Source organism: Limosilactobacillus caviae, from assembly GCF_014635905.1.
Taxonomy (GTDB): domain Bacteria; phylum Bacillota; class Bacilli; order Lactobacillales; family Lactobacillaceae; genus Limosilactobacillus; species Limosilactobacillus caviae.
Map to the genome: position 1 here is coordinate 361710 of NZ_BMDS01000001.1, position 14212 is coordinate 375921.

Below are 14212 nucleotides of genomic sequence, written 5' to 3' on the forward strand. Positions count from 1 at the left end.
GATTTTAAGATGGTAAATAAAGAACGTTATAAATTAAATAAAAATGGTAAATTTTTATGCAAGATGGCATTATCAATGGCGAGCGTTGCAGTTGCTGGGACTACCGCAACCGTTCATGCTGATGCTGCTCAACAAGCACCAGCACAAGAAACAGCCCAAGCTAGTCAAAGCGCTTATCAGCAAAAAGCTAGTCAAAATGAACAACAATTATCTGACTTGGCGGCTTCTAATGCTGTTAAAGAAGATCATGCAGCAACTTCTTATGCAGCAGCTAATTCTGCTAATGAAGCCCAAACTAGTCAACAAGTATCTGACCTTAATGATCAATTAACTGCTCAAAAACAGCAGGCTGCTGATCAAATTCAAGCTGCTTCTGCCACTATGACTGATCAAATTAACGCTCAAAGCAAAACGGTCAATGATTCAGCTGCATTTGCTACTCAACAGCAACAAGCTGCTAATTCGGCCGCTGAATCTCAAATGCAAACAGCTAATAGCAGTGCAATCGTTCAAGCTCAGCAAGCTGCTAGTCAAGCTGCTCAGCATTCTGCTGCTGCCATTAAGTCAGCGCAAGATCAATACCAATCAACAGTTAATGAAGCTACTGGTGTTCGCGACGGTTCAATCAAGGCTGCTAACGATTCTTATAACCAAGGAGTAGCCAATGAAAACAATACGTATCAAGCTAATCAGCAACAATTAGCTAATGAATTGACTACTGCCCAAAACGCAGTTAGCCAGGCTCAACAAGATGTTAAGAGCCATACTACTACTGAGACTGTTAACGTTCCGGCTCAACAAGCTAAGAATCTCTTACGCATTACTAATGCGATGGAAGATCAAGGCAACGGACGTGCATATGGGTTCGTTGGGATGGGAAATCCTATTTCGACGATTGACGCAACATTTCCTAAATCTAATTGGACTAATCCATTGTATCGGAACTTAAATTACGGATTGTACGATAATAGTGTTGTTACCGTTAACGACACAAACGTTCCAACGACTGTCGAAGAAATGCCAACTGATTTCATTCCTGGCTTAATTGCTTATAATCCTAAACTAGATAAGTCGCCGGTCGTTTCTGAAAACGGCTTAACTGATGCTCAAAAAAACATTGTTGCTAGTTTTATGGTTTCGTGGGCTAATGGTTTCCGTAACTGGATTTACAATAATAATCGCGGCATTTGGAATGATGCTAATAAATACGCTTTTTATAGAAACTTTACTCCTCGCACATTGAAATATACGATAGGAATGCAGCAAGCAGGCAATGAAATTGCTCAGCAGCGTACCAATGACCATTTAACTAATAACACTCATACGCATAACTTTACAAATTTGGATTCGTTAAAAAACGTTAAAAATCTTTACGAACAACTTTGCCAATCAATCAATATTTGGAATGGTAACTATACAGCTGGTAATGTTATTAGTAGTATGGAAAATCTTGAAGGACTTGTTCCATATATTAATGCTAACGGTCAACCAACTTTATTAGGCTATTTGGTTGGAGCTTATAATAGTACGCAAGGAATGTGGTATGGCGAAATCTATAATGATCAGGTGGGCCATTATAACCTTGGTGGGCATGCTAGTTCAATTTTAAATAACGATCGCGGATATGCCACGGTGGGGTTAGAAAAAGTTCCTGAAACTTTAGCCGGTGACAATAAAACACCTACAAGTTCACATATTAAAGGCGCAAAATATGCATTAACAATAGATGCATATGACTGGAGCTTTTATGTCGAAAACACTACAGATACTAGTGCTATTTCCGCTTCAAAAGCTCCTACTAATCTTGCTAATGTTGTAAACGTAGCTAATGCTAAAATTGCTGCATTGCTTGGCTCAGATGCTAGTGCTCCGGAATTTATTGCTGCTCAAAATCATACCAAAGGTCATACTGAAACTCGGACTGTTGTTCCAGCTCAATACACTAACGCCTTGAAGAATGCTCAAAACAATTTAACTGACGTCCAAAAGAATCAAACTGTTAAGTCTAATCAATTAACGGCTCATCATCAATCTAATTTACAATCCTTGACTGATCAAAAGAATGCTGCTGTTAAGAAGGCTAACGACGCCTTTGATGCTACTGTTAAGCACGCAGCTGCTGCTCGTGACAGCAAGATTGCTGAAGCAAAAGGCAGTCACAGCCGCGTTGATCAGTTTAAGCAAGAATTGGATCAAAAGTATCAAGACTTAGTTAAGGCCGATCAAGCTAAGATCGCTCAAATTGAGGCTGAACGTCAGCAAAAAATTGCTCAAATTAAGCAGGATGCTAAGAAAAACTATGATGCTAAAGTTGCTAAGATCAATGCTGATAGTTCAGATATTCAAGCTAAGATCGATGCATTATTGCAATCACATAAGGATTTTGTAAAAGCTAATGCAGATAAGCTTGCTCAATTAAAAGCTGACGATACTAAAGCTTACAATGACTTGAAAGCTAAGTTAGATGCTGAATTAGCTGCTATGCTTCCTAAGAATTCTCAAAGTGCAAATGACGATCATGTTATCAATACTAAAGATCATACTGTCGTATTACCTGATAAGAAGTCTGATAGTCAAGCTACTGTTTCAAGCGATTCTAAGTCAGTTAACGTTGATTCTAAGCATAATGAAGAGGTTCCAGCTACAACTGTTGATACGCCAAACAACGGATTAAAGACTAGTTCAAGCGCTGAAAAGCATAACAATACATTATTAATTTCAAGTGCTAAGGCCACTACCAATAACGGTACTGAATCTCTAGTTTCACTTGCTGATAAAATTTCCGCTGTTGTAACTAATTTAGCTGATGCTGATGTTACTGCGCATCAGACTAACAAGCAACGGACGTTGCCAAGCACTGGTAATTATAATAATTGGGGTGTAATTGCCTTGGGAGCTATAGCAGCTATGTTTGGCTTAGGCTTAACAGGTAAAAAACGTCATGTTTAATTGCTTGGCAACGAAAAAAGCGCTACGTGAGTGGCGCTTTTTTCGTAATGAAAACATATGAAAAAGTGAACATATATTAAGAAAAGGAAAATGAAAAAGAGTAAGTTTATTACAATATTAGCAATAATGATAATAGTTATTGCTTTGTTTACATGGTTAGAATTCAGGGGCCTTAAAAGTGATGTGTTGAGCAATACAATTGGTACATTAGCTGGAGGAATACTATCAATCCTCTTTGTTTTCTGGCAATTAAATCTGGATAAACAAAGACAGGCTAAGCAGGATATCGTTAATTTACTTAATTTAATTGACGAATTTCCATCACTGGTTAGTGAAGAATATTTAAAGAATTATTTACGAGATATAGTTGATGATCGTAATAGATTTGATGCGGTATATGATATGCTAGATCCTTATTTCAAAGAACTTCATAAAGCAGTTGATCAGGCAGAAACAAGTTTGATTTTACTTGGCGATAGCAATCATGATATTAAGGGATTTTTGCAAGATTCAAATATTGTTCAGATTGAATTACGTGAATTTATTCAAGAAGCTAGTGAATGTAAAAAGGCGATTATTGCTGATAAACCATATCGAATAGATGCAGCTAACCGCCTTGAATATAGAAAAAAACGAGTAATTACTAGTATGAAAAACTTGATTAAGACTTTGGAAAATATTGCTAGTCAAGAAAAAAGCTTACAAGAAATTGATTTTAAAGGGATCACTCAGGAAGTTCATTTGTTTATAAAAGGATATGATCAGGTTTATCAGAAATTAATGGAGTTGGTGGGCAACGGTACTGTTAAACAGCGACAAGTAAATAAAAAAGACTGTTATCGTCAAAAAGACTTTACTAAACAAGTTCATGAACTAATACCAACTATTAAAAAGTATCATGCGAAATTACCAGAGACTGTTGCACGATATTATAAAAGTGGCGAGCAGAATGAAGATAAGTATAAAAATGTTATACAACAAGTTTTGCTGTATAAGGCACTTGATAAAAAAGCGGAATTCATTCAATTCAAACGTAAAGATCAGATTGGCTATTTATTTAAGGATAAACCAGGTGAGGAGTAATGAAATTTAACTATAGTGCTTCACAGCGGGAGGCACTCACTGCAATTAAAGCTTTTATTGAAAGCAACAAAGATATATTTATACTTACAGAGCAAGCAGGAAGTGGAAAAACTGCTTTGATTCCAGAGATTAATACTATGGCTAAGCAAGTAAAAACCTTATCTGCAACAAATCAAGGGTTGAGTGATCTAATCTTTAATTATGGATTGAATGCGCACACAGTTTATCATGAATTTTATGGTACGCCTGAGAGAAGTATATACGGGACGCAGAATCAAATTCAAAGTATTTCTGTCAATTTTTTATTACAAACTTATTATAGCGAAAATACTATCTTTATTATTGATAATGCTGAATTATTACCAAACATTGATAGTGGTAATACAGAGTTACAATATGGCAGCGGTAAAGTACTGGATGATATTTTACATGTTGTTATTGGTCGCCATAATAAATTAATTTTTATTGGTGATGAGTGTGGACTAAAGCCAGTAACAGATAATCAATCGCAAGCACTTCAAATAAATTATTTTGAATCAAAAGGTCTGCATGCTGAAACCCATATTCTGCGAGATCATCATCGGGTAACGCCCAATATCTCATACTATATTAACAATTTACAAAATACTATAAAAAATGGTGTTGGGGCGGTGTATGAAATAACAGATAATCGCCACGATATTTTTAATTTAGACCGAACAAATCATAGTGAGCTTGAAAAAATGAAAGAGATTGCGAAAAAAGTCGCGATTTCTCCAATTGGTAGCAGTATGATTGTTGCTAATTCAATGAAAAAAGCGCAAGAGTATAATCGCTTAATTCGTAATTTTCAGCGAAAGCAACGATTTCTTGAAAAAAATGACCTACTAATTTTAACTAAGAATATTTATTTTGAACATGGTAACAAAATCCTCCCAACGGGTTCATTTATCTGGATTGAGTCAATTGATGGCGATCTAATTACCCATTCTGTTAAGGTACATCATAAAAATATTGAGTTACATTTTTTGCCAGTAACGTATTGGGTAATAGTATCAGGAAAAGCAGTTAAACAGTTAAAGGGTAATTTATTAACTAATATTTTGTCAACAAACCAATCTGCTTTAGAGAACAATGATTTAGTACTATATATCGACTATTTAGATCGGCATCAAGAAGAAATTAACGAGTATAAAAAGCAAAATCAAAAAATTGAAACTGATACTGAACATCAAAAACATGATCGTCGAACAAAAGAATATTTAGAGATGTTGAAGAATAATTTACAACAAAAGTTGAATCAATCGTTTATTAAGTGTTCAAAGAAAGAATTAAAGAAACTGCTTGTTAAATATCCTGAATGTGATCCAAAGAAACAATGTAAACGAATAGATCCATATAAAAAAACTTGGGAACAGATTAATGAGGATCCCTTTTATAACTGTATAGTAGCAAAATACGGGTATGCAACAACGGCATATAAAACGATTGGTAACGAATGGGAAAACATCTATGTCGATTTTGAAAATCAGAATGGGGTGAAGTCCTCAGCTATTCGGTGGGCTTATATAGCTCTTTCGCGATCAACTAAACGTTTGATTGTTTTAAATAAGCGTGGAATTTTCACGGATGGATTTAAAGTTGACAAGAAAATTGCAAGTGAAGCTAAGATAAGACAGTTGCAACAGCTTAGTAAGTTTGAGAGTGTATCTTTTGGAAGCATTCATGGGAATAAAGTATTGTTAGAACAACTATTTATTCATCTCAAAATGATTTTCCAAAAAACGGGAATCAAGTATGTAGGTATTGATACAGCAAAAGTTGCTAATAATTTTGTTCGCTATTATTGTCAACTAAAATCAGGAGAAATATTTGAATTACAGATGTACTTTAGTCATAAAGGATGGTCAAAAGCTAATATCTATATTAGGTCGGAATATCAGGAGGAAGATTTGAAACAGATAGATCAATTTAAGCAACAATTAGAAAAGCTAAACCCATGTAATAACTAAAGCGAGGATAATTATGAATGAGGAGAATACACAAGAAAGGATAAGCAGGATTAAAGAACTGCGTGATAATTATAAAGGAAGCAATGATATTAATGAATTGAATCAGGCCTATAAGGAATGTCAAAAAGCTGACGATCAAGGTATTGATGTTAGTTGGCAGTTTCCATGGGTGATGTATGATTACCTAAAAAGATTAGCTGACGAGAATATTCGGAGCTACCTTCATACTCTAGACGTCATAAAGAATAAAGGCTTTTTTACCAATGGCAGTATTCCGCTTACAGTGCAGAAAAATTTTATTATTGCCGTTCAGAATAATATTTGTTGGGTGGCATGGAAACTAAAAGAAAAACAAGATTATCCTAATTTATTTGCGCTTTATGAGCGAGGATTTAAATATTTTGCAGATTTTGATGAGCGTTTGATTGAAAACACCAAATTATTCCATCGTGATAAGTCACAATATTATGGTAAACAAGGATTCTTTGAGGCACTAGTAAACACTTTGGTTACTAGTGCAGATCTTCCTAAAAACCAAGCAGATTTAGATGTGTTAATTTCTAGACTCCAACAAGTAGATGAATATTTTAATAAAAAACATGTGCCATATTATTATTTTTTAGTTACTAAAATAACTAGGACTATTAGTGGGTTAACATGGAATTACTATAAATCACAAAACGAAGAATTATTAAATAGTAGTGTGAAAGCTTATCTGAGATTAGGACTTAATTTTCCTGAAGATACTAAAATAGTTAACATTATTTTGCCGCTCATTCAAAAATATCATGGTAAGGATGATAAATATTGTGATAATTACCCGGGAAATTTTACTAAGGTCATTGATTTGCTTGATTTAGGAAATTTTTCGACGGAAGACTACGAAAAGTATCAGATTGAAGATGGGAAAAAGTATCCAGGATTAGCTGAAAGAACAGTAACTAGTTATTTAAAAGCACAGAGTAAAAGCTATTCCCACACTTCACAACAAGTAAAAGAAATTTCTGCAAAAGTTATTCCAATATTGGAAAAGCATAATGATTATACTTGGGCAATATACTTTTATTGTCAGATTTTAATCCAAGGTGGATTTTATGATAATGCGCGTAAAATTGGACTGCAATTGGTGAAAAATAATATAGCAAATCCTAATATGTGGGGACTCTTAGCGACTGCATGGCAAGAAAACTTTACCATGAAAATGGCATGTTTATATCAGGCTTGCACACGGGGAACGATGAGCCAAAATGTGCGAAAAAACTTTATTGACGGATTAATTGCGCTGAAGGATCCTAACTATTATCCAATTGCTAAACGCGAAATTTCACAATTAAAAAATAAAGAACAAGTACAACAATATAAAAGTTTTGAATGGTTTAATGACACAAAAGAAGCAAGTAAAAATGATATTATTCCGCAACTTGATGTAGTCGTTTCTAAACTTTTGTATCCAGATGCAGAACCATGTCGTTTTTATGTTGATTGGCAAAATGAACATAATTATTGGGTAGTTATCCCGAATGCTAAAAGCAAGTTATTTGTTAGACGTAAAATTCGTAAGAAACTAGTTGATAAAAAACTAAAAACTAATCAAGGCTACAGCGCAGTTTTAATTTCTTATGATGACGACTCAACAAAAGTTAAATATGTTGGTGCTGTTAATGAAGTAAGAGATGATGAATTTACAAAATTATATATAAAAGAAGACTGTGGAGTATTTTCGGCAGTTCGGGATTTTGGGTTTATTGTTAAAGATAATCAGGCGTTTGACGAAGATTATTTCTGTAATTCAAAAATTGTCAAAGAAAATAACCTTAGAAATTACGATACGATAAAGTTCCTTGCGAAATATTCATTTGATAAGAAAAATGAAAAGTGGAAGTGGGGCTATTATAAAATTTTGGCGGTTAACCATGCGAATCCTGCAGAATTTAAGCGAATATTCCAAGGAACTACAACCATTAAGAAGAATAGGACAGGGCATGCGTTTGCTTTTGTAGACGATGGAGATGATTCTTGCTATGTTTCTGGAGATTTGTTAACTAAAGCAGGAATTGAGTTTAATAGGGATTCTTCAACGACAGATTTTAATTCACACGACCAGTTATCACTAAAACTTCTAGCAGAGAAAAAATATAATGACAGGCGTAAGAAGTGGGAATGGGCAGCAAGCTCTATCCAAGAAGTAAATAAAGGAGTGAAATAATGGGTGATACGCAGTACGCAGAGTTAAGAAAATATACAAGAAAGTCAAATAGTCTTGGTATTCAGGAACGTAAAAATAGTAATTGCTCAATGGACGGGATAAATTATGGCTGTGACTATAGTAATTGTATTGTTAATAGTAATTTATGCTACATATAAGGAAAATACTGATTCAAGCTCAACACAACCTACTTCTCGACAACAGTATAAAGTTATAGAGAAAGAAAGCTTACAGAAACAAGATATAGAAAGTAATAATTCAGAGAAAATACCTCTACATTCTAAAAATAATAGGTATAATTTTACAGGCTACGTTACGGATATTAATTGGCATAATACTAAAGATAGTCAACTCCAGTGTTGGTTAACAATAGTAAGTGGTGAGCAAGAAAAGGAAATGAGTAAGTATATCAAAAAGGATATGATGGGTACTCTTCAACAATATAAAGCAATTAAAATAAATGATTATGTTCATGTAACCTATGCTTTACGAAAAGGATATAAGAATATAAAGACATTACGAGTTTTAAAAACTGGGGAATGGTGGAATCTATAAGGGAATCCTTTTTATCTGAAACCTATTGCTTCGCCTCGTCAAATAGTGATAGCTACTGATAGGGTTAAAATGGAAGAAAACAGCAATTAACTTATTGTCAATAGTCGTAACGATAGATATGATCGACAGTAGGTGACTTCAAGAACATCAAAATTCCTGATTTAGACAATGGAACAAATACAATGAATCTTTAAGTGCACAGAAGATTAGTTAATAACAAAATAATAGTTTAAAATCCGATGACGGCAGGTTTGCCATCATCGGATTTTTAAACAAAAAAAGAACCATGACATAATGCCATAGTTCTTTCGTGAAAAGTAAATCATGCGGTTGTGTGATTATTGTGGGTAACACTGTTTTCACGATAACCAAAGTAGAATTGAACAGCGGCAACGGCAATGTTTACCCAGTTCATTGTAAGGAACCAGCCGTTAAGAGCACTTGCATCGTGTGTCATGCCGTAATATACCCAAAAGCCAATTACAATTGCACATACGTTAATCCATGCGAATGTCTTTTGTAGAACTTGATTGTCAAGAGCAAACCACATCCATACAACGTTTACTACGAACCAGATTGCAAGAATCCAAAAGATAACGTCGAACATAGTATTATCTCCTTTCAAATCTGTACCTACACATACGAATAGATATGTCACCCAATAAAGAAGATTTACCTTTCACTCTCTATTATAAACTGGTTTTTATAGTTACCAAGAAAAAAGGCTTATAATTATGCAAGAATAGTACACTTATTCCATAATGATTTAAATAAAAACGTATCAAATAGTGTGAAATTAGCTAATTTTCCATGGGTTTGGTATACGACCAGTCTTAATAAAGTAGTCGGTAAAGCGAGTAGTAAGTTGTGGAGAGATAATCACAGGACGGTGTGATTCAGGGGTAACTGGACGAACTGTTAAGTCAATTATTGGCAGCTGTTCTTCATTAATTGAAACTGACCATGAACAGTAATAAATTGTTTTGTTTGGCAAGTGAAGTAATAGCTGTATTTCTTCACTAATAATTGCTATGTCGTGGCAACTGTGAATAAATTGAGGCAACTTTGTGGTAACTATTTGGCTATTAGTAACTGGAAAAGCTATTTGGTGGTCATGCCATGCGGTAGTTAGTAGCTGATTAAGAATAGGGATAATTTCCTTTTGCGTTAAAATCATAATAATCTACTCCTTTGAATTAATTTCAAAGGTTTTCAAGAGGCGATTAGCCTCAAATTTTACTGGAATGGAGAAGATTTCAGTAAAATAGGTTTTTTATTTATACAAGTGCATTTTCTATTTTTTTACGTATATATCTTTATAGAACTACTTAAAGGAGAGTGAACTGTAAAGATGAATGACTTCCTTCGTAAAAAATGGGAGATGGCGGGCTTAGCTGATGATTACATTTTTAACAAGGTCATGTTAGATTATGATATCTGTTTAGAAGTTTTACGCCGAATTTTACCTGATTTGCATATTAAAAAGATTGAGTTGCCGAATAACCAGCAAGAATTCGCCCTGGCTCCCGATGCTAAGGCTGTTCGTTTTGATATTTATACTACGGATGAAGCAGGTAACCACTATGATGTAGAGATGCAGGTTGCGGACCATCATAATATTGCTAAACGGATTCGCTACTATCAGACTGCTAGTTCAATGGAGGCTTATGACAAAGGGCAGCCTTATGAGCAGGCTGATGATTCTTATGTAATTTTCTTTTGTAATTTTGATCCCTTTCACCTCGACCAGCAACGTTATGTACTGCATAAACATATTGATGGATTACCGAAATATATAGTTGAGGATGGGCAAACCGATATTTTATTTAATGTTCCCTCATTGAAACATGATGTTGATCCAAAGATGCAGGCATTTTTAGATGTGATTGCCCAACGGAAAGTTGAAGAGACCGATCCGCTTGTCGTAAAATTAAAGAAGCGAATGACAGTTGTAAAGCGGAATCGGAAATGGAGGTCGGAATATATGCGACGCTCATTATATGAAATGGATCAAGAGGCTCGTGAACGTAGGATCCAAGAGGGGGAACGTAGACTTCAAGAAGGAGAGCGCAAAATCCAAGAAGGGGAGCGCAGACTTCAAGAAGGGGAGCGCAGACTTCAAGAAGGGGAGCGCAGACTTCAAGAAGGAGAACGTAAAATTAAAGAAGGGGAACGCAGGATTCAAGATGGAGAGCGTAAAATTAAAGAAAAAGAACAGAAAATTCAAGATGTGCAGGAAAATTTAAAGGAAAAAAACCGTAAAGTTCAGGAAGAAGAACATAAGTTAAGCAGAGAAAAACAAAGATTACAAGAAAATCAGCAAAATTTGATTAAAAAGTTTATCGAAGGACTACGTGAATATGGTGTTGATGAAACAGCTATTAAAGAAAAAATAAAAGATAATTTTAGCCTTTCAGATACTGAAATAAAAGATTATTTTTCTAAATAGAATAAGGGGAGTCTCCAGTTTTGGAGGCTTTTTATGTTCGATAGTTTCAGAAAGCGCAGTAAATGAAGAGTAAGGTATAATATGTGTTTAGAATATACGATTTATAGGGGAGTTTCTTTATGAAAAAAATAGCACTAATTATGTCCCTTTCGTTCATTATTTTAGTAATGGGTGCTTGCGGAAGAACACATTCTGTTACTAAAACAAGTAGTGATACGACTAGTTCTTTGTCCAGTAGTCAACAAGCAAAAGATGATGTTTCATTGAACGCCGCGCAGTTAACTCCTGAACAGACAGCGGCCCTTGTTTTATATTATGGGGATGCGCACATGCCAGGGGCTGATAATTATGATTACTCTGCTAATATGGAAAAACGTGACCAGGGCGCAGTAGTAAAAATATATGATAGAAAAGCGGTCCCACAAGGAGAAGGTCCCACTGATAAATCATACCCTGAAGGAGCAAAAGAGCTTTATACCGTTAAACTAACTTCTGGTACTAATGAGAATGGACACCGTTTAAATTCAATTTATTATACAATTGTTGGCAAGAAAATTTATTATGCAGATAGTCGGGGCAGCATCCGTAAAACAGGGGTAACCTTGAATGAAATGGTGACATATGCCAAAACTCACGGGGAAGTAAATCGTATCTTAAATGTAGCTCAAAATACTCAGATTATGGACATGCGGGGCAAAGTTACAATCACCGATAAAGATGGTTTAACGACTCAACAACTAGGAACAATGGTTGCCCTCTCAAAATACCCTGATTGGTTTAAAGATCATGTTCAGAGTGGTGCGATGTACTATGGCACGCATTATGGTTATGGTGAAGTCTCGGATTATCAATATGTAACAACTAATGGCGATCTAACTAGCTATATTTGGTTTAAACGTGATGGCAATAGTGTCACAATCAAAACAATTGAGCCAGATAAGAATCAAAGTATAGCAGAAACTCCGATGACCACTACCCATACGACAGTCTCAGCCCTAACAAATGAGAATCAACAAAATGAAGTTAATACGCTTGCAGATCAATTAAAGGCAATCGACCAAAACTAGAAGAAGGATATATTATGAGTAAAAAAGATAAGTATGATGTTCAAAAGTTTACAGGAATTCCAGTTGAGACAGATGCTGGAGGAAAGTATCAATTAAAAGCTGACCAAAATGGTGAAACAAAATTACATACTTGGCGGACCGGAAAGCATACTAAGGGTAAATTTAGGCATCCCGGTCAGCTAATGCTAACAGAAAATAACCTAACTGTTGTGATCTTAAAAGCAGAATAAGGATCGGCATAGTGAAACGCCCCTTCAAAGGTTTCTAACTGTAGATGTTACGGATGACGTACTGAAGCAGGGACTTGCAGAGCTAAAGGAGTAAGGTTAATGAAAACGTTAGTGATAGTAGCACATCCGCACCTTGCAAATTCGACAACTGAAGCATTTTTAAAAGCAGCTGCTGCCAATGAAAATAACGTTATCTGGCACGAATTGAAAGCACCGTTTGATCCGTCTCAAGAACAAGAACTGCTAAAATCAGCGACACGGATTGTTTTCCAGTTTCCGATGTATTGGTATAGCGCACCAGCAATCTTAAAGCAATGGTTAGATGAAGTGCTGGATTCACGAATAACGAGCAATCAGATTCTTAAGGGGCGTCAGCTAGGGATTGTGACAACTTTGGCACATTCTGCTTCTGCATTTCAGCCAGGTGCAAGCCAGCAATATACGATCGCTGAAATCTTGCGGCCTTATGAAGCATTAGCACATTCTTTAGGAATGAAGTTTTTACCACCGTTTCCAATTTATCAATTTGCGCAACAAGACGAGGCTGAACGGCAACTGTTATTTATTCGCTACCAGCAATATTTAACTGTTAATAATTTCTTGCATTTTAGCAACCGGACACAATGGTTTGTTGAGCGGCTTAATGACAAAATTAACGAAGAACATGATCCGCTTCAGCAGGCTAAGCTAGAACAATTATCGATGTTATTGACTGAGCAACAAGAAGAACTAGATGATTTACATGCTTCGATTGGATGGTTACGCGCAAAAGAGGATGATTGATATGAACGAAAACCAACAATGGGCTCATAATGAGTTGAAAAATTTAATAAAAAATAGCCCATCTTATGAAGATCAAGCTTTCTACCGCGGATTAGATCAATTAATGCTTAAACAGGCACAACGTCTAATTAACGCAACCGGAGAACTTGATGGTCGTAGCTGGGCTGATAAATAAACTGGTTTAAAAATATAAAGCAGAAGTCTACCTACCACTTCAATAATAGACTTCCACCTTATCAGATAATTGTTTCAAAAAATGAAACTAGGGGGTTATTAATACCCATTCATTTTAACTGCACTATTAAAATGAAAAATATTACTGATAAAATTTATAAATATCATTTGATTGATAATGTCTTCAAAGGGAATTTATAGAATAATATTTAGTAATACTTTACGGGTATCAGAGAATTATGAATCAAATTCTCGTCTTTTATTATAGAACAAATTATCATTAAAAAGTATAAAATTCTTAATTTATCTTATTTTGCTGAAAGTTGTAAGTCCCTTTTGAGCTTTTCGGCTAAAATAACTGCTTGGTTATGTTCTTCGTCACGTGCACCATAAAGCAGGATAACATTTTGCGTTGATAGCTGATTTTGAACAATTGCTTTTAAGGAGTTGTAGTAGGCGGGCTTTGCGGCTAGTTCAGCTAGATAACGTTCACGGAATTCTGGATAACGGGCGACGTCATGATTGAACCATTTACGTAGTTCGGTGCTGGGACCAACCTCTTTTAGCCATTTATCAAGGTGTGCATTTACTTTTGAAATACCTCGTGGCCAAATACGATCTACAAGAATTCGGTAGCCGTTTAAATCAGCTGGTTTTGTATAGATTCGTTCAACTTTAAGTTCCATGAGTGTCGATCTCCTTTGATTAGTGTTAAGTTTAGGATA

At 35.2% G+C, this 14212-nt stretch carries 12 protein-coding genes and 1 pseudogene; 10 read left to right on the forward strand and 3 right to left on the reverse strand.

Features of this window, described 5'->3' with window-relative positions:
* The first annotated feature begins 9 nt into the window (after positions 1–9).
* The 5 genes from IEU90_RS01460 to IEU90_RS01480 all read left to right on the forward strand — a co-directional run bounded on the left by IEU90_RS01460 (position 10) and on the right by IEU90_RS01480 (position 8784).
* Positions 10–2949, forward strand: coding sequence for an LPXTG cell wall anchor domain-containing protein (locus tag IEU90_RS01460; protein ID WP_188357626.1), 2940 nt, complete (start codon positions 10–12; stop codon positions 2947–2949).
* A gap of 90 nt (positions 2950–3039) precedes the next feature.
* Complete coding sequence (locus IEU90_RS01465; RefSeq protein WP_153709259.1) at positions 3040–4032, forward strand: hypothetical protein; 993 nt, start codon at positions 3040–3042, stop codon at positions 4030–4032.
* Positions 4032–6023, forward strand: coding sequence for an AAA family ATPase (locus tag IEU90_RS01470; RefSeq protein WP_188357627.1), 1992 nt, complete (start codon positions 4032–4034; stop codon positions 6021–6023). The genes IEU90_RS01465 and IEU90_RS01470 overlap by 1 nt, the downstream gene beginning before the upstream one ends.
* Positions 6024–6036: 13 nt before the next feature.
* A complete protein-coding gene (locus IEU90_RS01475) occupies positions 6037–8229 on the forward strand; it encodes a DUF7017 domain-containing protein (RefSeq protein WP_153709257.1) in 2193 nt (730 codons plus the stop codon).
* Positions 8230–8334: 105 nt separating this feature from the next.
* The gene (locus IEU90_RS01480; RefSeq protein WP_153709256.1) at positions 8335–8784 is read left to right on the forward strand and encodes a hypothetical protein; all 450 of its coding nucleotides are present in this window, start codon (positions 8335–8337) and stop codon (positions 8782–8784) included.
* A 322-nt stretch (positions 8785–9106) separates the two neighbouring features.
* On the opposite strand, the gene IEU90_RS01485 is transcribed toward IEU90_RS01480, so the two are convergent.
* Positions 9107–9391 carry a hypothetical protein gene (locus IEU90_RS01485; RefSeq protein WP_153709255.1) on the reverse strand — a complete coding sequence of 95 codons (285 nt, stop codon included), beginning with the start codon at positions 9389–9391 and terminating at the stop codon, positions 9107–9109.
* A gap of 189 nt (positions 9392–9580) precedes the next feature.
* Positions 9581–9961 (reverse strand): hypothetical protein, encoded by a 381-nt coding sequence (locus IEU90_RS01490; RefSeq protein WP_153709254.1) that lies wholly within the window; start codon positions 9959–9961, stop codon positions 9581–9583.
* A gap of 174 nt (positions 9962–10135) precedes the next feature.
* Here IEU90_RS01490 and IEU90_RS01495 point away from each other — a divergent pair, with 174 nt between their 5' ends.
* From IEU90_RS01495 to IEU90_RS01515, 5 genes and pseudogenes are all read left to right on the forward strand, one after another.
* Entirely contained in the window at positions 10136–11233 is a 1098-nt protein-coding gene (locus tag IEU90_RS01495) for an Rpn family recombination-promoting nuclease/putative transposase (RefSeq protein WP_188357628.1), read from the forward strand.
* 119 nt (positions 11234–11352) lie between these two features.
* Positions 11353–12300, forward strand: a complete 948-nt coding sequence (locus IEU90_RS01500; RefSeq protein ID WP_153709252.1) for an Lreu_0056 family protein — start codon at positions 11353–11355, stop codon at positions 12298–12300.
* Positions 12301–12314: 14 nt separating this feature from the next.
* Positions 12315–12624 (forward strand): annotated as a pseudogene (locus IEU90_RS01505) (DUF7671 family protein).
* 5 nt (positions 12625–12629) lie between these two features.
* Complete coding sequence (locus IEU90_RS01510; protein ID WP_153709250.1) at positions 12630–13313, forward strand: NAD(P)H-dependent oxidoreductase; 684 nt, start codon at positions 12630–12632, stop codon at positions 13311–13313.
* A 1-nt stretch (position 13314) separates the two neighbouring features.
* Positions 13315–13488: a hypothetical protein gene (locus IEU90_RS01515; protein ID WP_188357629.1), complete on the forward strand. Its 174-nt coding sequence runs from the start codon at positions 13315–13317 to the stop codon at positions 13486–13488.
* A 307-nt stretch (positions 13489–13795) separates the two neighbouring features.
* Here IEU90_RS01515 and IEU90_RS01520 read toward each other — a convergent pair whose 3' ends face one another.
* The gene (locus tag IEU90_RS01520; protein WP_153709249.1) at positions 13796–14173 is read right to left on the reverse strand and encodes a DUF488 domain-containing protein; all 378 of its coding nucleotides are present in this window, start codon (positions 14171–14173) and stop codon (positions 13796–13798) included.
* Positions 14174–14212: the final 39 nt, after the last annotated feature.